The sequence below is a fragment of the Pseudomonas sp. B19125 genome, from assembly GCF_044218855.1.
Classification (GTDB): Bacteria; Pseudomonadota; Gammaproteobacteria; order Pseudomonadales; family Pseudomonadaceae; genus Aquipseudomonas; species Aquipseudomonas edaphica.
The window spans coordinates 3,996,627-4,017,420 of sequence record NZ_CP162589.1; the positions used below are offsets into that span (position 1 = coordinate 3,996,627).

The 20,794-nt window shown below is 59.0% G+C and carries 19 protein-coding genes; 10 read left to right on the forward strand and 9 right to left on the reverse strand.

What is annotated here, in order from left to right:
- Positions 1 to 42: 42 nt before the first annotated feature.
- Together AB4P96_RS18065 and AB4P96_RS18070 are read right to left on the reverse strand one after the other, a co-directional pair.
- Complete coding sequence (locus tag AB4P96_RS18065) at positions 43 to 261, reverse strand: bacteriocin (RefSeq protein ID WP_138453464.1); 219 nt, start codon at positions 259 to 261, stop codon at positions 43 to 45.
- Positions 262 to 355: 94 nt separating this feature from the next.
- The gene (locus tag AB4P96_RS18070) at positions 356 to 1,243 is read right to left on the reverse strand and encodes a Fic family protein (protein ID WP_138453465.1); all 888 of its coding nucleotides are present in this window, start codon (positions 1,241 to 1,243) and stop codon (positions 356 to 358) included.
- A gap of 178 nt (positions 1,244 to 1,421) precedes the next feature.
- Here AB4P96_RS18070 and AB4P96_RS18075 point away from each other — a divergent pair, with 178 nt between their 5' ends.
- Positions 1,422 to 1,934: a DUF6932 family protein gene (locus AB4P96_RS18075; protein ID WP_138453466.1), complete on the forward strand. Its 513-nt coding sequence runs from the start codon at positions 1,422 to 1,424 to the stop codon at positions 1,932 to 1,934.
- A 408-nt stretch (positions 1,935 to 2,342) separates the two neighbouring features.
- On the opposite strand, the gene AB4P96_RS18080 is transcribed toward AB4P96_RS18075, so the two are convergent.
- Both AB4P96_RS18080 and AB4P96_RS18085 read right to left on the reverse strand, forming a co-directional pair.
- Positions 2,343 to 2,693: a hypothetical protein gene (locus AB4P96_RS18080; RefSeq protein ID WP_138453467.1), complete on the reverse strand. Its 351-nt coding sequence runs from the start codon at positions 2,691 to 2,693 to the stop codon at positions 2,343 to 2,345.
- Positions 2,694 to 2,762: 69 nt separating this feature from the next.
- Positions 2,763 to 3,692, reverse strand: a complete 930-nt coding sequence (locus AB4P96_RS18085) for a LysR substrate-binding domain-containing protein (RefSeq protein WP_176992280.1) — start codon at positions 3,690 to 3,692, stop codon at positions 2,763 to 2,765.
- A gap of 285 nt (positions 3,693 to 3,977) precedes the next feature.
- Here AB4P96_RS18085 and AB4P96_RS18090 point away from each other — a divergent pair, with 285 nt between their 5' ends.
- A complete protein-coding gene (locus AB4P96_RS18090; RefSeq protein WP_395599889.1) occupies positions 3,978 to 5,210 on the forward strand; it encodes an MFS transporter in 1,233 nt (410 codons plus the stop codon).
- On the opposite strand, the gene AB4P96_RS18095 is transcribed toward AB4P96_RS18090, so the two are convergent.
- Complete coding sequence (locus AB4P96_RS18095; protein WP_395599890.1) at positions 5,148 to 6,062, reverse strand: LysR family transcriptional regulator; 915 nt, start codon at positions 6,060 to 6,062, stop codon at positions 5,148 to 5,150. The genes AB4P96_RS18090 and AB4P96_RS18095 overlap by 63 nt on opposite strands.
- 105 nt (positions 6,063 to 6,167) lie before the next feature.
- Between AB4P96_RS18095 and AB4P96_RS18100 the strand changes: the two genes are divergently transcribed.
- The 8 genes from AB4P96_RS18100 to AB4P96_RS18135 all read left to right on the forward strand — a co-directional run bounded on the left by AB4P96_RS18100 (position 6,168) and on the right by AB4P96_RS18135 (position 16,235).
- A complete protein-coding gene (locus AB4P96_RS18100; RefSeq protein ID WP_017135445.1) occupies positions 6,168 to 7,049 on the forward strand; it encodes a hypothetical protein in 882 nt (293 codons plus the stop codon).
- Positions 7,050 to 7,099: 50 nt separating this feature from the next.
- Positions 7,100 to 8,326, forward strand: coding sequence for a Xaa-Pro peptidase family protein (locus AB4P96_RS18105; protein ID WP_017135444.1), 1,227 nt, complete (start codon positions 7,100 to 7,102; stop codon positions 8,324 to 8,326).
- 294 nt (positions 8,327 to 8,620) lie between these two features.
- Positions 8,621 to 10,255: an ABC transporter substrate-binding protein gene (locus AB4P96_RS18110; protein ID WP_395599891.1), complete on the forward strand. Its 1,635-nt coding sequence runs from the start codon at positions 8,621 to 8,623 to the stop codon at positions 10,253 to 10,255.
- A 63-nt stretch (positions 10,256 to 10,318) separates the two neighbouring features.
- Positions 10,319 to 11,272, forward strand: coding sequence for an ABC transporter permease (locus tag AB4P96_RS18115; RefSeq protein ID WP_395599892.1), 954 nt, complete (start codon positions 10,319 to 10,321; stop codon positions 11,270 to 11,272).
- A complete protein-coding gene (locus tag AB4P96_RS18120) occupies positions 11,269 to 12,105 on the forward strand; it encodes an ABC transporter permease (RefSeq protein ID WP_099550110.1) in 837 nt (278 codons plus the stop codon). Before AB4P96_RS18115 ends, AB4P96_RS18120 begins: the two co-directional genes overlap by 4 nt.
- 2 nt (positions 12,106 to 12,107) lie before the next feature.
- On the forward strand, positions 12,108 to 13,745 hold the full coding sequence (locus tag AB4P96_RS18125; RefSeq protein ID WP_236460945.1) for an ABC transporter ATP-binding protein: 1,638 nt from the start codon (positions 12,108 to 12,110) through the stop codon (positions 13,743 to 13,745).
- A gap of 82 nt (positions 13,746 to 13,827) precedes the next feature.
- Positions 13,828 to 14,997 carry a hypothetical protein gene (locus tag AB4P96_RS18130; protein WP_017135439.1) on the forward strand — a complete coding sequence of 390 codons (1,170 nt, stop codon included), beginning with the start codon at positions 13,828 to 13,830 and terminating at the stop codon, positions 14,995 to 14,997.
- Positions 14,998 to 15,359: 362 nt separating this feature from the next.
- Positions 15,360 to 16,235 carry a LysR substrate-binding domain-containing protein gene (locus AB4P96_RS18135; protein ID WP_395599893.1) on the forward strand — a complete coding sequence of 292 codons (876 nt, stop codon included), beginning with the start codon at positions 15,360 to 15,362 and terminating at the stop codon, positions 16,233 to 16,235.
- Here the strand turns inward: AB4P96_RS18135 and AB4P96_RS18140 are convergent.
- From AB4P96_RS18140 to fae, 4 genes are all read right to left on the reverse strand, one after another.
- Complete coding sequence (locus AB4P96_RS18140) at positions 16,182 to 17,558, reverse strand: MFS transporter (RefSeq protein WP_236447565.1); 1,377 nt, start codon at positions 17,556 to 17,558, stop codon at positions 16,182 to 16,184. The genes AB4P96_RS18135 and AB4P96_RS18140 overlap by 54 nt on opposite strands.
- A gap of 168 nt (positions 17,559 to 17,726) precedes the next feature.
- On the reverse strand, positions 17,727 to 19,160 hold the full coding sequence (locus tag AB4P96_RS18145; protein WP_169988489.1) for an NAD-dependent succinate-semialdehyde dehydrogenase: 1,434 nt from the start codon (positions 19,158 to 19,160) through the stop codon (positions 17,727 to 17,729).
- The gene (locus AB4P96_RS18150) at positions 19,157 to 20,191 is read right to left on the reverse strand and encodes an aldo/keto reductase (RefSeq protein ID WP_017138436.1); all 1,035 of its coding nucleotides are present in this window, start codon (positions 20,189 to 20,191) and stop codon (positions 19,157 to 19,159) included. Before AB4P96_RS18150 ends, AB4P96_RS18145 begins: the two co-directional genes overlap by 4 nt.
- A 10-nt stretch (positions 20,192 to 20,201) precedes the next feature.
- The gene (gene fae, locus AB4P96_RS18155) at positions 20,202 to 20,714 is read right to left on the reverse strand and encodes a formaldehyde-activating enzyme (RefSeq protein ID WP_099550115.1); all 513 of its coding nucleotides are present in this window, start codon (positions 20,712 to 20,714) and stop codon (positions 20,202 to 20,204) included.
- Positions 20,715 to 20,794 lie beyond the last annotated feature (80 nt).

The following is a 20,794-nucleotide window of genomic DNA, read 5'->3' on the forward strand; positions in this document are numbered from 1 at the left end:
GTCACTCATAGAAAGTGTGCCAATCAAGGCACACTTTTTAACTTAGAACTTAACAGTTACACCTACTCCCCCCGACAGCTCGCCTCCCGAAGCAGAGCCGCCTACGGTGACGCTGGTATTACCCGAAGTCCAGGTCGGTCCTGTGTAACCGCCATTTGATCCCAACCACTCAAACTCTCCTGGGTCCCAATCAGTAACAGGCTCAACCGTCGTCTGGCCGCCCGATACAAGCGCCAATTCTTTTTCCGTCAGTACACGCATTTGATAACTCCCTGGTGACGGAAAGAGCCTTCCATGACCCGCCCGTTGGTTATTTGCCCTGATGGGCGCCTCAACTCCCTCTGAGGAAATAAACCTAGTGCCCGGCCATAAAGCCAATGATGTCGCAATGGAAGCGCACCCAATCATCCCACTCACCAAATAGCTCAGCCTGCCGGATACGCAATACATGAGCGCCGGGCGAACAGTTATAAAAGTCATATAAGGGAATGTAGTTTTGCGATGTACGCCCCATCAGGGCATTGAACAACACGCGTGCCAACCGCCCATTACCATCCAAGAATGGATGACAATTCATCAACCCTACGGTAGCAACGGATGCACCCAATAAGTCTTGGCGACTGCTCGGTAAATCGGCCATATACTTCCAAAGCGCCATAAGTGCCGCTGGTATATCAGATGGCTGAACAAACTCTACTGTGCAGCCACGCTTATCAGGCCTGACACCCACTCGCGTCGCTCTGATTGTCACAATGGTGCCTGTGAGTGCGCAGGCAGCGGCTTCCAACATTTTACAAATCGTCGAGTACTTCAGAGTGACCAGAGACTGTTCAAGTGCTGATGAAAACACCTCAACATACTGTTGTTCAGTAGGCGTTCTATTGCTCAAGGGCTCCAACGCATTATTCGTTGCATAATGCTCGAACAGCGGATGTTGGAAGCACCGCGATTTACTTTCGCGCGCCAACACAACCGATACCGATCCGGGCGAAACAGGCCATGGCTTATGCTTATACATCTCAAGCCTAGCCTGAGCGTTAAACACCGATTTAACCGTTTCCTCAGTCAGCACCGCTCCAACTGGATAAATCAGGGACTTTCTAAAATGTGCTTTTACTTTTGCCATGACAAAATCCATTTCATTTCCGCCCCTGTGCCTCATGCACAAATAACGCTTGCGACAACGCCACTTGGAAATAGCTATTTCCTCAGGAACGATCACGCTACCAACGAAATGTGACATTTTGCCAAAATCCGTGTGAAGCTTTTATTGATCCGTTACTTTGTTAGTCTCCCCGGTTTAACACGTTGCGCCCTTCAGCAGACACGTAATACATTGTCCACTCCCGCAGCCCCACCCAATTAAAACAAAAACAGTCTTCACCTCACACAGCGTCTTTTATTAAATGGGAAAATTCAGAATGACCCACACCGACTTAGACTCGATTTTTTCACAGCATTACGCCAACGCCAAGACCCTGGAGTTCCCAGCGTTCATAGGCAATAAGTCCACCTGCAACCCAATCAATTCAACACCTTATATAACGTCCCTTTCACGCTTTTTTGCAGAGCCTAAAGATCCTAAAAGGCGCTTGCTCTGCGCACGGCTTAAGGCTGCTATAGCAGAGTTGGCGATGGCTGATATCAGCGTTGAAATCATACTGATAGGTGGAAGTTTTCTGGACTCAACAGTCATCCCAGGCGATTTGGATTGCGTACTGTTCTACTCGATGAACGCCGAAACAAGCGTGCTTGACCTTCAACAATGGCAACGGCAGATGAAAGCGCAGGACCTGGATGCCAGATTGATCCCCATGGATACTCACCCACTCATCATGTGGAAATCCGCGTTGTTTTTTTCGGTGCTGTATACCCAGAGGAAAAATGGCGACGGCGTACCGACCGGTTTGATTCTACTCGACTGTAAGCACTGAGAACGCACCCGAGCTATTTTAAATAAACTGTAACTCCCATCGCACATTTCAGAAATATAAATGTATTTAAATCTCAATAGCCCGCCCTCAAAAGCAGGTTTAGTCGCTCGTACCGTGCATACTTAATCTTAAACGTTCAACTTGACTGCACATAAAATACCTGCGATCAGACACCATGAAAGTCTATAAAACGGAGTGAACAATGCGAGAATTGACAGCGAAAGAACTTTTGCTCGTTTCAGGCGGTTCCAACACCGACCCGATATCACATGACCCAGGCCCTCATCCTGATGACGGTTCGGCCCATGACCCCGACGATGTGCATTCTCCAGAGTCATGGACGATGTAATTAACACTGCCCGGCTCACCGCGTGAGCCGGGTGACAACGTTCTCTACAGTTATCCAATTCAAAACTCTTTTGCGGAGGGCATCGGCGTGGGTGCCCGTTTAAAATTCGCCATCACATCCCACGCCGCCAAGTGTGCTGATTTAGTGCGCAAGGAATATAAACATAGCTCTGCCCCCAATTGATTTTTCATCGAAGGTGGCGGCTTCATACCCTGAATCAGAAAGGCGACAACTTCGTCAGGCGCAGGAAAATAAGCGGATGATTTCAGTATTGAAGGACTCACCAGGCTTGTGACCAGCCGGCATGCCGTTATAGCCTCCTCGTCCACCTGTTCTCTACTCGCGGAGCCTGCGTTCACCAGGCTGCTGGAAATACTCAAAACCACAAACGCCAACCCTAACGATTTCAATAGCAGGCTCCTTATCCTTAGCAGCGATCAACAGTACTCTAATACACTATTGTGACTGTTCTTCAGGCGCTAAACCGCCGCCGTAGAAGGCTCCAACTGCCGCTGCGCCAACCAGATCTCCTCCTGCAACCACCGCCCGAAGACCTGCAACTGCGGCATATCCGTCTGCTCCGGCCGGGTCACCAGCCAATAGGACTGATGCCCTTCCACATGCACATTCAGCACCTGCGTCAACTGCCCACTGGCCAGTTCCGCTGCGACCATGTGCCAGTCGGCAATGGTAATCCCCAACCCATCCGTTGCCGCCCGAATCGCCAGGTCCAGCAAGTCGAATTCATAGCCGCCCTGGGTATCCACCCCATGAATCCGCGCCGCGTCCAGCCAATGCTTCCACGTCAAGTAACGCTGATCTTCACTGGCCAACACATGCAACAAGGTCATGCGATTCAGATCCACGCCATCGCTGCATTCCCGGGCATACAGCGACGGCGCGCACACCGCGATGTGCCGCTCCTGAATCAGCAACGAACTGTCCAGGCCATCCCACTCGCCATTGCCGAACCGAATGGCGCAATCGAGCGTGCTGGTCTGCGCCAAGCTGTCTTGCAGGCACGTGGTGATGCTCAGCTCCAACTCCGGATGCGCCTCGCGCAAACGCCCCAAACGCGGCATCAACCAGCGGCTGGTAAACGTCGGCGGCGCGTTGATGTGCAACCGGTTGGAATGGGTTTTCTGCTGGATGCTGCGCACTGTCAGCTCGATCTTGTCGAACGACTGGTGCAACGCCCGCAACAACACGCGCCCGGCGCTGGTGAGCTCGAGGTGATGGTGGCGCCGTTCCAGCAGGCTCTCCCCCAATTGTTCTTCCAACTGGCGTACCTGGCGACTGACCGCGCTCTGGGTCACGTTCAACAGCTCGGCAGCCCGGGTAAAGCTGCCGGTGCTGCCGGCGACTTCGAAGGCTTTGAGGGCATTGAGACCAGGCATTTTGCGTTTCATGGAGAGCACTCGACAACGATCAACAAGGAAGATTGAGCAGAGAAATACCCGTACAACATACCTTTTTGTATTGGGCCAGCGGTAGCACTCCCCCCACAGAGAAAAATACTCGACCGAAATCAATCATGTCGTTTTTGGACTAAACACGTCGCTGACGAATAAATAGCACGCGTATAACGCATGCACACTAAGACAATTAAGCATTGGCTGCCCGCGCACTACAAAAGTTAGTCTTCCCTCCAACTAAGTCTATTGACTCTTCGCCAACTAAATCGAGGCCGCGCCATGTCTAGCACCCCTATTTCAACGCGGCGAAGTATCGGTTTACTGGCATTGGTATTTACCGCCTGTAACGCGACCACCCACGGTTTCAGTATTTTTCTGTACTCCGCCTTATTGCCGCAGATCCGTGGGGTATTTGAACTGAACTACAGCCAGGCCGCCTTGATTGCAGCCGTGCTGCAGCTGTTCTACATGGGTGCCTCGATTGCCAGCGGCATCGCCGCGGCCTGGGTGAGCCCACGCAATATGGTGCGCCTGACCATCGTGTTAAGCCCGGTGTTGCTGGCACTGGCCGTCGCCACGCCTTGGGTAGTGCCGTTTGCGCTATGCCTGGCGCTGGTGTCGGCCTGCGCGGTGTCGAACTGGAACGCGATTGCCGCATTGGCCCGAGAAGTGATCCCGGCGACTCATCGCAGCCGCGTGCTGGGGTTGGCGTCGTCGGGGGCCGCTTTTGCCATTTGCTTGAATGGGCTATTGATCGCACTGTTGCAAGGTCTGTCATTGCGCCAGTTTTGGTTGATCTGTGCAGGCCTGACGCTGCTGGTCACGCTGCTGACCTTGTGGACCTTGGCTGCGCACGTCGAACAAGCGCCCCGCTCTGTCCAGCCGCCCGCATTCACCCAAGTGCTCAAACAATGGCTGCAACTGTGCGTCGACCAGCCAGTGGCCTTGCACATTGTGTTACTCAGCGGATTTATCGGCGCAATCAGTGGACCGTTCCTCAACTTTTTATCGGCCTTTGTCAGTGACCGCCTGCACGCCGGTGCGGCGGTTACGGGCTCGATGTGGACGTTGATCGGCATTGGCGGCGCCATCGGCGGGCTGCTATTGGGCTCGCTGGCGGATCGCTGGGGCGCACTGCGGGTGCTGGCGCTGAGCATTAGCGCATTCGGCCTCGCCATGCTCGGCCTGCTGGGGCATCCCAGCCTATTACTGAGCTGGTGCGCTGCCGGATTTTTCGCGCTGTTCTATTTCCCTTCATGGGGTTTGATGGCCGCCTACCTCAGTGCACGCCTCGATCCGGTGCAAAGCCTGCAAGTGGTGAGCCTGAGCATGGTCAGCTACGGGCTGGCCAGTGCTTCGGCCAATGGGCTGTGCGGTTGGCTGTTGCAGGTCAGTGGCGAATTTACCGTGGTACATGCCTGGATTGCCGGCTGGGTACTGGCAAGTTTGCTACTGCTCAAGCGCATGGCCCATCGGCAGGCCGTGGACGCGTTGGCCGTGCAAATACCCTGAACGTCCCAACTGGCGCTGCAAAATTTCCACCAGCGCCTCCACCTCCGGAACCTGGCAACCCACCGAGCGCCAAAACATCAGGCGCGCCGGTGCAATGGCTGGGAAGCCTTGCTGCTCATCCAGAATCTGCCAGCCCTCCGGCACCAGCCGCCGTGCCATCACGCCCACCGACAAGCCTTGCTCGATGGCAATCGCAATGCCGCGCGGGCTCTGACTCGTATAAACCACCTGCCACGAACGCCCGGCCTGGGCCAGCGCTTGCACGGCATTGGCACGGAACGCACACCCTTCGGCGTACACCGCCAGCGGCACCGACTGGCGCCCTACGCCACTCCAACTCGGCGCCGCCACCCACACCAACGGCTCATCACACAGGTATTCCCCCGGCTGCAGGCCCGCATGCTCAACACCCAGCACCAAGTCCAGCTCGCCGCGATGCAAGCGGCTGACCAGCGCGGTAGACATCTCACAGCAAATATCCGGGCGCACCTGGGCAAACTGCGCCTGAAAGTCCTTGAGCATCCCGCCCAGGCAGTATTGAGCGTAGTCCTCGGGCATACCCAGATGGATACACACCTGCTCATTGGGTAATTGAGCCGCGCTGACCGCCTCAAGGTGCAGCTTGATGATCTGCCGCGCATAGATCAGAAAGGTTTCGCCGCTCGGCGTGAGGCCGATGGAGCGGCTGGTGCGGTGAATAAGCGGCGTTCCCACGATCTCCTCCAGGCGCTGCAAGTTCTGGCTGACGGTGGACTGGGTTTTATGCAAACGCTCAGCAGCCGCCGAAAACCCCTGGCATTCGATAATTGCCACAAACACTTTAAGTAAGCCCCCATCCAGTTCGCCTGACATAACTATCGCCCCTGCCGATGGATTCGATCACAACTTGTAATTTCCACTTCAAACCGGTTTACGCAACTATCGACTCAACACAACAGCCTACTTCAGGAGCCGTGTATGAGTCTTAAACTTGCCGATGCCGAAACCGGTGATATCAGCGATATCATTAATACAGCGCTGTATCCCATACATGATTCGGGCCATGTTCAACTGCGCGCATTAATTGAACATGCGCGTGCCGAACTGGCCGAAGACGGTTGCTGCCTGCTGAAGAACTTCCTGCGCCCCGAAGTGCTGGAACAGGCGCGCCTGGAAGGCCAGGCGCTGTCGGGCAAGACGTTCTATTCAGTACGCAAGGTCAACCCCTACTTCACCGAAGACGACCCCAGCCTGCCCCAGGATGACCCGCGCCGCACGTTCATGGAGCGCACAAGTGGATTCGTGACCCGCGACATGATCGCCCCCGACGCGATCATCCATCGCCTGTACGTGTCGCCAATGATGAAGCGCTTTATCGGCGCCTGCCTCGACGAACCGGAGATTTTCGAATACGCCGACCCTTTCGCCGGCCTGGTGATCAACGTGATGCCCGAGGGCACCGAGCAGCCTTGGCACTTCGACACCAACGAATTCATCGTCAGCATGATGACCCAGAAGCCCGAGGCCGGTGGCCTGTTCGAGTACGCGCCGATGATCCGCTCGCGCAGCCAGGAGAACCTCGGCGCCGTCGGCAAAGTGGTGCGTGGCGAAGACCGCTCACGGGTGCAGAATCTGGCGCTCAACCCCGGTGATTTGCAGATCTTCAAGGGCCGTTTCTCAGTGCACCGCGTCACCCGCGTGGAAGGCTCAACCGAGCGCAACACCGCGATCTTCGCCTACTCCGAGAAACCCGGAATCATTGGCCGCGCCCAACGCACCAAACAGCTTTACGGACGTTTGTCCGAAGCCCACCTGCAAGCCGAACGCAACCTGGTGCGCAGCGACCAGTTGCTCGACTGATTCACCCCATAAAAAACCAAAAAACTGTCTTTGCCCTGCGAGGAACACCCATGAGTCTGTCAGGCCCCAACCGCAACCCCGCCGACTGCGAGCCCACTTATGACGAAATCCAGCAAATCCAGCTGGACCGCCTGCAACGGGTACGCAACGAACTGAAAAAACGTGACTACGCCGCTTGTGTGCTGTTCGACCCCACCCATATGCGCTACGCCACCGGCTCACGCAACATGCAGGTGTACTCGGCACGCAACCCGGCGCGTTATGCCTTTATACCGGCAGAAGGCCCGGTGGTGATCTTCGAGTTCGGCGGCTGTCTGCACCTGGCCGAAAGCCTGAATACCGTGGATGAAGTGCGCCCGGCCAAAGCCATTTCCTACTACTTCTGCGACAGCTTCTTGAACAACGTCACCGCCGACTGGGCCGCCGAGATAGATGAACTGGTGCGCCAGTGCGGCGGCGGTAAACGCATTGCCATCGAAAGCGCCACCTCGGCCGCCGCGTTCGAACTGCAACGGCTGGGTTACCAAGTGTTTGACGCCCAGGAACCGCTGGAGCGTGCGCGCTGCATCAAGGTGCCCAACGAACTGAAAATGATCCGCGCCAGCCTGCGCGCCACTGAAACGGGTGTGCGCCTGATGGAAAGTAAACTGGTGCCGGGCATCAGCGAGAACGAACTGTGGTCGCATCTGCACCAGCATGTGATCGCCACCGATGGTGATTACGTCGAGACTCGCCTGCTGTCCTCCGGCCCACGCACTAACCCGTGGTTCCAAGAGTGCAGCACGCGGCCTATTGAAGCCGGTGATCTGGTCGCGCTGGACACCGACGTGGTCGGGCGCTTCGGCTACTACGCCGACTTTTCGCGCACCTTTCTCTGTGGCGACCAGGCCGCCACCGCCAAGCAACAGGAACTGTACAAACTCGCCTACGAGCAAGTGCAGACCAACGTAGAAATGCTCAAGGCCGGGCGCAGCTTCAAGGAGTACGCGGAGATGGCCTGGAAAATTCCCGAACATTACAAAAACAACCGCTACTTCGCCCTGGCGCACGGGGTTGGCATGACCGGTGAATACCCTTACGTGGTACACCGCGAAGACATCGACGCGCTGGGCTATGACGGCGTGTTCGAAGCCGGCATGACCATCTGCGTGGAAAGCTACATCGGCCACGATGACGGCGGCGAAGGCGTGAAGCTCGAAGAACAGATCTATATCCACGAACACGGTATCGAGTTGCTCTCTGATTACCCGTTCGACCCGCGCCTGTTGCCACGCTGAACACGTCTAGCTCGAGAGGTGGCCTTGGGAAGGATCGGTAACATGCATTTATAGAAGGTTACTGCGCAGAATTTGTCGTTTGTCCATCTTTGCGCAAATGACAAAACTGCGGGCATCTCTAATAAAAACAACATGAGAGCTGCCCCTATGTCCTATCCCATTGCCCGCCTTCTGACTTCGTTGCGCCTTGTTCTTCTGCCGGTTTCACAGCGGTTCGTGCTGCGCCGTTGCTGCGCTTGCCACTGACCCTTGCGGTTCAACAAAAACGCATATTCGCAAGTACCGGAGAGGCTTATGAAAGACTTGACTACCCTGGACGGCGCCCCGCCGCATCCAGCCATCAACGACCTGTGTGTGCAAGTTAAAAGCGCTGAAATCAACCGCCGCCAGTTCCTGCGCACCGCCGCGCTATTGGGCGTCACCGTCGCCAGCGCCAGCACCTTTCTGGGCTCTGCTTTACTGGGCAGCGACGCCCAGGCCGCCGACGCCACACCGGCCCGCCAGGGCGGCAGCCTGCGCTTTGCCTGCGCGATCCAGGAAATCCAGGACCCGATGCTGATCACCTGGATCGAAGCCTCGAACCTGTTGCGCAATTCACTGGAATACCTGACCTGGGTCGACGCCGACAACATCACCCACCCGTACCTGGCAGAAAGCTGGAGCCCGTCCGACGACCTCACCACCTGGACCTTCAACCTGCGCCAGGACGTGAAATGGAGCAACGGTGACAGCTTCAACGTCGACGACGTGCAGCACAACATCGAACGCTGGATCGCTGCCGACTCCAAGTCGGTCAACCGCACCGCGTTCCAGGACATCAAGGCCTTCGAAAAAGTCAGCGACTACCAGTTCCGCCTGCAACTGAAACGGCCGATCCTGGCGATTCCGGAAATGCTCAACGCCTTCACGTGCGCCATCGTGCACCGCAGCTTCAAGGCCGGCGACGACTGGTCCAAGAACCCGCTGGCCACCGGGCCGTTCAAGCTGGTGGCGTTCGCAGTGAACAAGCAGGCGACCTTCGCCAAGCGCGCCGATTATTGGGGCAAACCCGCCAACCTCGACGAGCTGCGTTACATCGACATGGGCACCGACGTGTCTACCCACCTTGCCGCACTGCAAGCCGGGCAAGTCGACGTGCTGTACCGGGTGACGGTGGCCGAGCTGGACCTGGCCAAGCGCCTGCCGGGCGCGCAGTTGCTGACCTGCAAATCCGCGCAAACCGTGGTGATGCGCATGGCCTGCGACCAGAAGCCCTTCACCGACCTGCGCATCCGCAAAGCCGTGGTGCTGTGCGCTGATAACGCGCAGATGCTCAAGATCGCCTATCGCGGCATGGGCACCTTGGGCGAAGACCACCATGTGGCCCCCTCCCACCCCGAATATTTCCCGCTGCCCAAGCGCGAGCGCGACGTGGCGGCGGCAAAAAAGCTGCTGGCCGACGCCGGTTTCCCCAACGGTCTGGACATCGACTTGATCGTCGGCAACACCCAGGGCCGTTATGAGCAGGACTGCGCGCAGATCCTGCAACAGAACTGCCTGGAAGCCGGGATTCGCCTCAACCTCAAGGTGATACCTGCCGCTCAATACTGGCCAATCTGGGACAAAGCCGCGTTCAGTCTCACCTACTGGGCCCATCGCCCACTGGGCGTGATGTCCCTGGAGCTGGCCTATCGTGGCGGCGGCGCCTGGAACGAAAGCCACTACAGCGACCCGGCGTTCGACGCCGCGCTGGACAGGGCCATGGGCATCATCGACCCCAAGCAACGCGCGGTGGCGATGCAAAGCGTCGAGCAGATTTTGCAGGACGCCTGCGTGATCGTGCAGCCGTTCTGGGGCGACAAGTTCACCGCCGTGAGCAAAAAAGTCCAGGGCTTTGAGGTGCATCCTTCCGACTTTTACCCCATGGGGAACGTGTGGCTGAGCGCCTGAGTCAAGGCGCGCGTTTCCTGCCCACATGGGCAGGCATTCCAACCTTCGTCGGAGCATGCACCCATGGCTCATTTTCTATTGCGCAAACTACTGGCGCTGCTGGCGACCTTGCTGTCAGTGTCCTTGATCGTGTTCCTGGCCCTGGAACTGAACATCGAGGACGTCGCCATCAACGTCCTCGGCCCCTACTCCGCCGCAGACCAGCGTGCGGCGTGGCTGGTGGAACATGGCTACAACCAACCCTTCGTGTGGCGTTATCTGTTGTGGCTCAAGGACTTTGTCAGCGGCGACTGGGGCACCTCGGTGTATTTTCGCGAATCGGTGATCAAACTGCTGCTGCCCAACCTGGCGCAAACCCTCACCCTGGCCGGCCTGGCCCTGCTGGTGATGGTGCCCGTGGCGTTGACCTTAGGCATTCTCGCCGGCATTCGCCAGGGTTCGCTGCTGGACCGGCTGGTGTCGTTCCTGTCGATCGTCACCACCTCGATCCCCGACTTTGCCAGTGCAGTGTTCGTCTCGGCGATCTTTGTGTTCTGGCTCAACTGGCTGCCAGGCGTGAGCAGCATGAGCGATGGTTTCAGCGCCGTGCAACTGGTCTTGCCGTTGATGGTGCTGTGCCTGTTCGGCATCGGCTACCTGGCGCGGATCACCCGGGCGTCGATGGTCGAAGTGATGCAGTCGCCCTACATCCGCACCGCGCGGCTCAAAGGCGCCTCCACCGCGCGCATCGTGGTACGCCATGCCCTGCGTAACGTACTGATCGCGCCGATCACGGTGATCATGCTCTACATCCCGTGGCTGCTGTCCAACGTGATCGTGGTCGAGGTGTTCTTCGCCTACAAGGGCTTCGGCTCGCTGCTCTACACCGCATCGCTGAACCATGACGTGTACCTGATCGAAGCCTGCGCGATGGTCAGCGCCGTGGTGGTGGGCATCACCAAGATCTTCTCGGATCTGGCCTACACCTGGCTCAACCCGCGCATCACCCTGCGCAGTCTCGGCGGAGGTGCTCAATGAATCGCCTGCAAGCCTTCAAACATCCCCTGGCGTTACTTGGCTTGTTGCTGGTCGGCGGCTGGGTGCTCATCGCAGTGTTCGCGCCTTGGCTCGCGCCCCATGACCCACTGGAAAGCTTCACCCCATTGCTCACGCCAATGACCACCGGCGACAACGGCCAGAGCTTCCTGCTGGGCACTGACATGATCGGTCGCGACATCCTCTCGCGGCTGATCTGGGGCACCCGCACGGTGCTGTTCTGGTCGATCCTGGCCACGCTCACGGCGTTCGCCGTCGGCATCGCCATGGGCCTGTGTGCCGGTTACTTCAACGGCTGGGTCGATGCGCTGCTGTCGTATGTGGCCGACACCGTGCTGTCGTTCCCGGTGCTGGTGTTGTACATCGTGATCATCATTGCCCTCGGCGCCTCGGCGCTGAACATCCTGATTGCGGTGACGTTTACCAGTGCGCCAGCGATCTTTCGCATCATGCGTGCGCTGACCATCGATATTCGCTCGCGCGACTACGTGCTCAGTGCAATCACCCAGGGCGAAGGCTCGCTGCGCATCATGCTGGTGGAGATTTTACCCAACTGCGGTGGCCCGTTGATCGTGGATTTTTGCCTGCGCATCGGTTACACCGCGATCATGATTGGCGCCCTGGGTTTTCTCGGCCTCGGCCTGCCGCCGCCCACACCCGACTGGGGCGGCATGATCAACGACGGCCGCGCCATGGCCATCGCCTTCCCGCACCTGGTGATCTTCCCGTGCATTGCCATCTCCACCCTGATGCTGGGCTTGAGCCTGCTGGCGGACGGCCTGGATGAAAACGCCCAGCAAGGCGCAAGGAATTGAGCATGAACCCACAACCTGTATTGCGCGTGCAAAACCTCTCGATTGAACTGCCTGTCGGCGCAGACCGCAGCCATGCCGTGCAAGGCATCAGCCTGGAGGTACGCAAGGGCGAAATCCTCTGTGTGATCGGCGAATCCGGCTCCGGCAAATCGGTGCTGTCGGCGGCGATTATGGGCGACTACGCCAAAGGCTTGCGCCACGCCGGTGGGGTGATCGACTTTCTTGGCGATGATATTTGCAGCCTCGACGAAACCCGCCTGCGCCAGCTGCGCGGCAACCGTATCGCGATGATTTTCCAGGAGCCCATGGCAGCGTTGAACCCGGCGATCCGGATCGGCAAGCAAGTCGAAGAAATCTTCGATATCCATGCGCCGCAGATGCCCCAGCGCGAACGCCGCGAACGCATGCTCGCACTGCTGGAATCCACCCAGTTGCCCGACCCGCCGCGCATCGCCAACAGCTTTCCCCATCAACTCTCCGGCGGCCAATGCCAGCGGGTAGTGATCGCCATGGCCTTGGCGATGAACCCCGACTTACTGATCGCCGACGAACCGACCACCGCCCTCGACGTCACCACCCAGGCTCAGGTGTTAAAGCTGGTGCGCGACCTGCGCGGGCGCGGCCAGCATGGCATTTTGTTTATCACCCACGACTTCGGGGTGGTAGCGCAGATTGCCGACCGTATTGCGGTGATGGAAGGCGGCCGCCTGGTGGAAATCGGCGAGCGCGACCAGGTGCTCAACGCCCCGGCCCACGCCTACACCCGCAAGTTGATCGCGGCGGTGCCGGCGCTGCATCCTGAACTGCACACACCCAGTGCCGACGGCGAGCTGGCGCTGCGCATCGAGAACCTGACCAAGACCTACACCGTCGGCGGCAGCTCGGTCGCGGCCTTGCGTAACGTATCGCTGAACCTGCCACGCGGCAAAACACTGGCGATTGTCGGCGAGTCCGGCTCGGGGAAAAGCACGCTGGTCAAGGCTGCAATCCGCCTGGTGGACAGCGACAGCGGGCATGTATGGGTCGGTGATACGGACTTCCTGGCCTTGCGCGGCTCAGCGTTGGCGGCCAATCGGCGGCGCATCCAAATGATCTTCCAGGACCCGTATGGGTCGCTCAACCCGCGCCATCGAGTCGGCGACATCATTGCCCGTGCTGCGCAACTGCGTGGTTTATCGGCCAAGGACGCCTGGGCCGAGGCCGGTGATTTGCTTGAACAAGTGGGCCTCAAGCGCGATGCGCTCAAGCGCAAACCCCGGCAGTTTTCCGGTGGCCAGCGCCAGCGCATCGGCATCGCCCGCGCTCTGGCCATGCGCCCGGAAGTGTTGATCGCCGATGAAAGCGTCTCGGCGCTGGATGTGTCGGTGCAAAAGCAGGTGCTGGAGCTGCTGGCCGATCTGCAAAAGCAACTCAACCTGAGCATCCTGTTTATTACCCACGACCTGCGCGTGGCGGCGCAGATCAGCGACCACATCGCCGTAATGCGCCAGGGTGAGGTGGTCGAATACGGCAGCGCCGAACAGGTGCTGTTGCGGCCCCAGAACAGCTACACCCAGGCGCTGCTTGCCGCCGCACCGGGCGCCACGCAATTACCGGCTGCCGGGCCGCCATTGAGGTTGATCCGCCCCGCGGCTCACTGAGTTTTCCCTTTCCCTGCGTCGCAGCGTCCGCTGCGGCAACGGGCTGCTGTTGCCAAAAATAACTAATAACGAGAGTAAAACCATGCGACCAACCCTACGTTTTATTGCCCTGGTCCCCGTGCTCGGCACCCTCGCGGCGCCTGCCATGGCCATCCAGGTCACCGACAACCTCGACCTCGGGGGCGCCGTACGCGCGCGCTGGGACTATGACCCGGATCGTGGCATCCAGAAGTTCGGCCTCGACACCGCGTTCCTCAGCGCCAAGTACAACTCCGACACCTGGATCGGTGAAGCGCAGTACCGCTTCTACGGGCGTTCGTACCCGTACCAGTACACCAAGAACTACGGTGATATCCAGTTCGCCAAATTCGCGTGGGTGGGCTACAAGTTCAATCCCGACCAGCAAGTGCAAGTGGGTCTGAACACCGTGCCGTTCGGCTTGCAGCCCTATTTCGGCAGCACCTTCTACGAAACCCTGGGCAATGTGATTGGTCTGGAAGACGTGCAACAGGTCGGCGCCAAATACATCCAGCAAAGCGGTGACTGGAATATTCAGGCCGGTTACTACCTGCGGCCGGCGTGGCAAGGTAAAGGCACCAGCAAAGGCGTGACCTATTCCAGCGTGGTCTCCGAAGCCGACAGCTACGTGGCCGACGGCAGCAACAACCAGGAACGCAACACCGTGGTGGTACGCGTGGCCAAGGCTATGGACCTGGGTAACTGGAAATCCGAAGTCGGCCTCTCCGGCTTGACCTCGACCCTGGAGAACAAAGACACCGGCAACGACGGCCGCCGCAACGCTGTGGCCATTCACTACCTGGGCAAGAACGGCCCGTGGGGTGTGCAACTGCAGGCGGCACGCCAGCAAATGTCGCCGCGCAACGAAGGCACCGACGGCGTGGTGACGCTGGGCGGGTATGACGGCACCTTCAACGTCGCCAGTCGCGGCAACTTGTATGTGGCGGATTTGAGTTACGACGTGGGCGGCAAGTACCTGTTCGATCAGATCAGCGGTGTGAAGCTGTATGCCAACTACAGTGCCTTTGACAAGTCTGACAATGACTTCAAAACCTCACAGCGACTGATCCTGGGTACATCGTTTTCGGTCAGTAAATTATGGGTAGCGACGGAGTGGCTGATCGGCAAGAACGACCCGTACATTGGCGGCAGCAGCTACACCCAGAGTTTGGGCGCAGGCGGCAGTAATCAGTTGGAAAATCAGCTGTACATGAACATCGGTTACTACTTCTAATAGGCCACTGACGCTATCGCAGGCAAGCCAGCTCCCACATTGAAATGCGTTGCCAGTTTGGGAGTGGGCTTGCCTGCGATGAGCATAGGTATCTACACAACCGGTTAACACGAAGTCTGTGGCCAGTGAGCTGTTGTGGCGAGCAGGCTTGTCCTGCGTTGGGCCGCGAAGCGGCCCCAGTAAAGGCACTGCAATTTTCCTGAAAGTTCTCAGTGTCAGGGTTTGGGGCCGCTTCGCGGCCCAACGCAGGACAAGCCTGCTCGCCACAGGAGAAAGTGGCGGCCTTCAAAAGTTGTGTAGATACCTATGCTGCGATGAAGCCAGCAAAGACACCATAAAAATAACAAGTATGGACTCCACCCATGCGCCACCTGCCTGCCCTCAACATGCTACGCGTCTTCGAAGAAGTCGCCCGCCATCGCAGTTTCAGCCAGGCCGCCGTGGGCCTCAACGTTACCCAGGGCGCGGTCAGCCGCCAGATCAAGCAACTGGAAGACTACCTCGGCGTCGCCCTGTTCATTCGCACGCCCCAGGGCCTGTCCCTGACCGAAGCCGGCTTTGCCCTCTCGCCGCACCTGAGCGACGCCTTCGACCATATCGAGCGCGCCCTGCAAGCCGTACGCGTGCCCAACCTGCGCCAGCGCCTGCGCGTGGTCGCACCGCCTACCTGGGCCACGCGCTGGTTGTCGGCGCACTTGCGGCGTTTCTGCGAGCGCTACCCGGATATCAACCTCAGTGTCACCCACCAAAACACCCACGACAGCCTCGCGGAGATTGACTGCCGGATTCGTTTCGGCCTGCAGGCGGACCCGCATTGCAGCAGTGAGCTGTTGGTGATGGAGCGGCATATCGCCGTAGCCAGCCCGGAGTTGTTCGAAGGTGACCAGCCGCCGGATCTGCGGCGTTTCCCACTGCTGCATATCCTGCACGACGGTAAGCGTTTGAAGGTTTGGGAGAACTGGCTGGCGGCCATGGGCCGAGACGACATCGCTGCGGGCCAGGGCCTGGAATTCAGCACTCTGGACCAGGTGATCCATACCGCCCTGGCCGGCGGTGGCCTGGCGGTGATCGACCGGCAGATGATCGAACGTGAATTGGCCAATGGCAGTTTAGTGCCGATCACTCCCGTGGAAGTGATCGGCCCCTATGGTTATTGGCTGGATGTGGCGGCAGACAAGCAGGGATTATCCAAGGTTCGCTTGTTTACGCAGTGGCTGGGCCAGGTCAGCAATCCCTGACACCGACGGCGCTTGGGCTTTGCACGCCTGGCTCAAGGTCAACGCCTTGGTCTCTGGCGCCCATGCCCAAGAGATGATCGCACCCAACATCAGGATAGCCGCGAGAATCCCCATGGTCGGGCTCAAGCCAATGCCCGCCACACTCAACGGCAGCAAAAACGTGCTGACCGCCGACCCCAAGCGGCTTACCGCTGTCGCCAGGCCAATACCGCTGGCACGCACTTCGGTAGGAAAGCTTTCGGCCGGGAACACGCCAACCAAATTGCTCACGGCCGACAACACCAGCGTGAACACACCAAAGGTCAGCACCATCAACCACGCCATACTCCCCGGCAACACCGCCAGTAGAAACAACGCCGCCGCGAGAATGATGAACGAATTGATCAAAAAACCCCGCCGCGAGAACTTCACCGTGCACCAAATACCAATCAACGCACCGACAATCAGCAACAGGTTAAGCAGCAACTCAGTCCCAAATCCCTGGGACAACCCCATCTTCTGCAGGATCGACGGCAGAAAGGTATAGATCGCGAAATACGGCATCACAATGCAGACAAAAAACAGGCAATTAAACGCGGTGCGCTTACGGTACTCACGACTGAACAACACGCCATAACCGGAACGGGTCTGCGTCGGCGGCTCTTCATCCAGTACCACATGCTCGCCCAAGTGCTTTTTGACGATGGCACGAGCCTCGGCGATGCGCCCACGGTTGACCAGCCAACGCGGTGATTCCGGTGTGCCGATTCGGGCGATCAGGATCAACCCGGCCGGAATCGCCGACGACGCCAGCATCCAGCGCCAGGCGTCGTCGCCGAGGCTGAGCATCGCGGTACCGACAAAGGTTGCCGCCACATAACCAACGGTCCAGACCACGCTGAAGGAGCCGAGCAACACGCCGCGATGCTTCTTCGGCGCGAACTCGGCGAGCATGGCGTGACCCACGCTGAAATCACCGCCCAGGCCAATGCCGATGAGGATGCGGCACAGCAACAGGCCCATGGCCGTTTCAGCGTAGAACTGCATCACTGACGCGACGGTAATCAGTACAAAGCTGACCAGGAAGATTTTCTGCCGGCCGAGGCTGTCGGAAATCCAGCCGAAAAACAGGCTGCCCACAAACAGCCCGATCAGCGCCGAAGCGCCGATGAGGCCTTGCCAGAAGGCATCCAATTGCATCTGTGGGCTGAGCAGGGTGAAAGCGATACCGATCAGGCCAAGGATATAGCCGTCAGTGAAATGCGCGCCGAAGGTGAGGCCGGCGATTTTCAGGTGAAAACGGCCGATGGGCAGGTCGTCGATTTTGACGGGTTGAGCGGTCATGGTGTTCTCCATTTTGTTGTTCTTGACGGAGTAACAGCGGGCTTATGCCGAATAATTGCTCTATGTGGGAGCTGGCTTGCCTGCGATAGCGGTGGATCAGCTAAATGATCGGGAACTGACCCACCGCTATCGCAGGCAAGCCAGCTCCCACATTAGGACTGCGTGGTCTTACAGCCCTCCCATCAACAGGTATTTGATCTCCAGGTAATCATCCAGCCCATACTTGGAACCTTCACGGCCCAGGCCTGATTCCTTGATCCCACCAAACGGCGCAACCTCGGTGGAGATGATCCCTTCGTTGATGCCGACCATGCCCGCCTCCAGACCTTCGGCCATGCGCCACACCCGGCCGATATCGCGACTGTAGAAGTAGGCGGACAAGCCGAACGGCGTGTCATTGGCACGTTGCAGCACCTCGGTCTCATCCTTGAAGCGAAAGCACGCGGCTACCGGGCCAAAGGTCTCTTCCTGGGCGATCAGCATCTCGCCATGGGCTTCGGTGAGAATGGTCGGTTCGAAAAAGGTGCCGCCCAATGCATGGCGACGGCCGCCGCAGAGCAGTTTGGCGCCCTTCTCCAGCGCATCGCCCACATGCGCTTCAACCTTGGCCAAGGCCGCCGCATTGATCAGCGGGCCTTGCTCGGTGTCGCCGTCCAGCGCACTGCCCACACGCATGGCGCTGACGGCTTCGGCCAGTTTGCGCGTGAAGGCGTCGTAAACGCTGTCCTGGATAAAGAAACGGTTGACGCACACGCAGGTCTGCCCGGTGTTGCGGAACTTGGACGCCATGGCGCCTTTGACGGCGGCGTCCAGGTCGGCGTCGTCGAACACGATAAACGGCGCGTTGCCGCCCAGTTCCAGCGAGACTTTTTTCAGCGTGTCGGCGGCCTGGCGCATCAGCAGTTTGCCGATGCGCGTGGAGCCGGTGAACGACAGCTTGCGCACTACGCTGGAAGCTTGCAGCGCGCCGCCGATGGCCACAGCATCGCCGGAGACAATATTGAACACCCCGGCCGGAATGCCCGCCTGCTCGGCCAGTACCGCGAGGGCAAACGCCGACAGCGGCGTTTCTTCCGATGGTTTGAGAATCATCGTGCAACCGGCCGCCAACGCCGGGCCGACCTTGCGGGTGACCATGGCCAGCGGGAAGTTCCACGGCGTGATTGCCGCGACCACGCCGATGGCTTCCTTGGTCACAATAATGCGCGCGTCGGCCTTGTGGGTCGGTATCACGTCGCCATAGGCACGCTTGGCCTCTTCACCAAACCACTCCAGAAAGCTGGCGGCGTAGACCACTTCGCCCATGGCTTCGGCCAAGGGTTTACCCTGCTCCAGACTCAGCAGCCGGGCCAGGTCTTTCTGATTGCTGAGCATCAACTCGCTCCAGCGCTTGAGGCGCTGGCTACGCTCCTTGGCGGTGAGCTTGCGCCAGGCCGGCAGTGCGCGGTTGGCGGCGTCGATGGCCAGGTGGGTTTCTTCAGCGCCAGCGCGTTGCACCTCAACGATCAGCGCGCCATTGGCCGGGTTGACCACCGGATAACTCGGCCCACCGCTGGACCATTGGCCATCGATGTAGTTGCCAGTACGGATCAGCGGGTTCATGCCACGGCCTCGATCAGGTTGAAACGGTCCAGGCCCGGGCGGGCCGCGCGCAGGATGCGCTTGCCGGCGGTGTAATCATTGATCACGTCGCACGGCGTGTAATTGCGTTCCAGCTCGTGCAGTTCTTCGGCGTCGAGCTGGGTGTCCAAGGCCGCCAGCGCGCTGTCGAACTGCGCGGTGGTGTCGGCGCCCACCAGCATCACGTCGACGCCTGGGTGATTGGCGACCCAGGCCTGGGCGATCTGTGCATTGGACACGCCACGGGCACGCGCCACACGCTGAACCGAATGGGCGATGTCGAACGAAGCCTGGTCGCTGTACATCTGCTGGGTGAAAAAGTCGGTCTGGTTGCGCGTCGACTGCACTTCGCCGGTCAACAGGCCACGGGCCAGCGGGCTGAACACCGAGACGCCCAGGCCCTGGTCGCGGCAGAACGGGATCATCTCGCGCTCTTCTTCGCGGTAGGCGCAGTTCAGTTGCAGCTGCATATTGATCGGCTTGACCCAACCATTGCGTTCGCAGGCCATGAGGATTTTCGCCAGTTGACCGGTGAGCATGGTCGACACGCCGATGTAGCGAGCCTTGCCGGAACGCACGATGTCGTTCATCGCCGCCATGGTTTCTTCGACCGGGGTGTTCACATCGAAGTAATGCAGCATGAACACGTCGACGTAATCCATGCCCAGACGGCTGAGGGATGCGTCAATGCTGTCCATGATGTGCTTGCGCGAGTGGCCGCTGGCATTGATGCCACTGCGGGTGCCGTAGCCGACCTTGGTGGTGACCACAATGTCTTCACGCCGTGCCACGCGCTTGAGGATGCGCCCCACCACTTCTTCGCCGACGCCTGCGGAATAGAAGTCGGCCAGATCGATGAAGTTGACCCCGTTGTCCAGGGCGTGGGCGACGATCGGTTCGCTTTGCTTTTCATCGAAAATCCACGGTTTCCAGTCCGGGGTGCCCATGTTCATGGTGCCCAGGCACAGACGCGAGACTTGCAAGCCGGAGTTGCCCAAACGAATGTATTGCATGGCAGTCTCCTCAGGCCTTTGGCGTGTAGAAAGGGTTGCTGATGTGGTTGACCACATCCGCCAGTTGCTCGGTGTACGGCGTGCCATTGAGGGCCGCGCGGATGGCGGTGCGGCAGGCGTTGTAGTTGTTCAGGTAGACCGCATCGAGGTCGTCGCAGCCTGGGTTGACCCAGTTGGCGGTGACAATCGCCCACTCGTCTTCGGCTTCGGGCGGCAAGGTGCCGTCCAGCAAGGCTTCGAGCACCGCCTTGGCGATGCCGGCCTGGGACGCGCCCCAGGTGGCGTTGCCGTGCAGGTCGCTGCCGATCGCGGCTTTGTTGACGTAGAGGGTCATGGGTTTGACCGGGATATTCGGCTGGGCGATCACCATAAATGGGCAATGGCCCTGGCTTGGGGACGCCAGGCTGTTGGCGAACGCTTGGCCGGCAGGGCCGTTGCGGGGGCCGATCAGAATATTGATGTGGGCAGCATTGACGCCTGGGCCTTCGAAGCCTTCGCCGATGTACAGATCAAGTGCTTTCATTTTCGCAAACGCTCATTGTTGTTATGGGGAGCTGGTTGGCGAATTTTTAGCACTGACGGCAAAAGCGCCCGTAACCATTA

Coding starts and splice junctions, on each gene's coding strand:
- AB4P96_RS18140 (WP_236447565.1), bottom strand. CDS start 17,558: ATGACCGCTCAACCCGTCAAAATCGACGACCTGCCCATCGGCCGTTTT.
- AB4P96_RS18110 (WP_395599891.1), top strand. CDS start 8,621: ATGAAAGACTTGACTACCCTGGACGGCGCCCCGCCGCATCCAGCCATC.
- AB4P96_RS18135 (WP_395599893.1), top strand. CDS start 15,360: ATGCGCCACCTGCCTGCCCTCAACATGCTACGCGTCTTCGAAGAAGTC.
- AB4P96_RS18100 (WP_017135445.1), top strand. CDS start 6,168: ATGAGTCTTAAACTTGCCGATGCCGAAACCGGTGATATCAGCGATATC.
- AB4P96_RS18085 (WP_176992280.1), bottom strand. CDS start 3,692: ATGAAACGCAAAATGCCTGGTCTCAATGCCCTCAAAGCCTTCGAAGTC.
- AB4P96_RS18105 (WP_017135444.1), top strand. CDS start 7,100: ATGAGTCTGTCAGGCCCCAACCGCAACCCCGCCGACTGCGAGCCCACT.
- AB4P96_RS18120 (WP_099550110.1), top strand. CDS start 11,269: ATGAATCGCCTGCAAGCCTTCAAACATCCCCTGGCGTTACTTGGCTTG.
- AB4P96_RS18090 (WP_395599889.1), top strand. CDS start 3,978: ATGTCTAGCACCCCTATTTCAACGCGGCGAAGTATCGGTTTACTGGCA.
- AB4P96_RS18145 (WP_169988489.1), bottom strand. CDS start 19,160: ATGAACCCGCTGATCCGTACTGGCAACTACATCGATGGCCAATGGTCC.
- AB4P96_RS18130 (WP_017135439.1), top strand. CDS start 13,828: ATGCGACCAACCCTACGTTTTATTGCCCTGGTCCCCGTGCTCGGCACC.
- AB4P96_RS18150 (WP_017138436.1), bottom strand. CDS start 20,191: ATGCAATACATTCGTTTGGGCAACTCCGGCTTGCAAGTCTCGCGTCTG.
- AB4P96_RS18115 (WP_395599892.1), top strand. CDS start 10,319: ATGGCTCATTTTCTATTGCGCAAACTACTGGCGCTGCTGGCGACCTTG.
- AB4P96_RS18095 (WP_395599890.1), bottom strand. CDS start 6,062: ATGTCAGGCGAACTGGATGGGGGCTTACTTAAAGTGTTTGTGGCAATT.
- AB4P96_RS18065 (WP_138453464.1), bottom strand. CDS start 261: ATGCGTGTACTGACGGAAAAAGAATTGGCGCTTGTATCGGGCGGCCAG.
- AB4P96_RS18125 (WP_236460945.1), top strand. CDS start 12,108: ATGAACCCACAACCTGTATTGCGCGTGCAAAACCTCTCGATTGAACTG.
- fae (WP_099550115.1), bottom strand. CDS start 20,714: ATGAAAGCACTTGATCTGTACATCGGCGAAGGCTTCGAAGGCCCAGGC.
- AB4P96_RS18070 (WP_138453465.1), bottom strand. CDS start 1,243: ATGTCACATTTCGTTGGTAGCGTGATCGTTCCTGAGGAAATAGCTATT.
- AB4P96_RS18075 (WP_138453466.1), top strand. CDS start 1,422: ATGACCCACACCGACTTAGACTCGATTTTTTCACAGCATTACGCCAAC.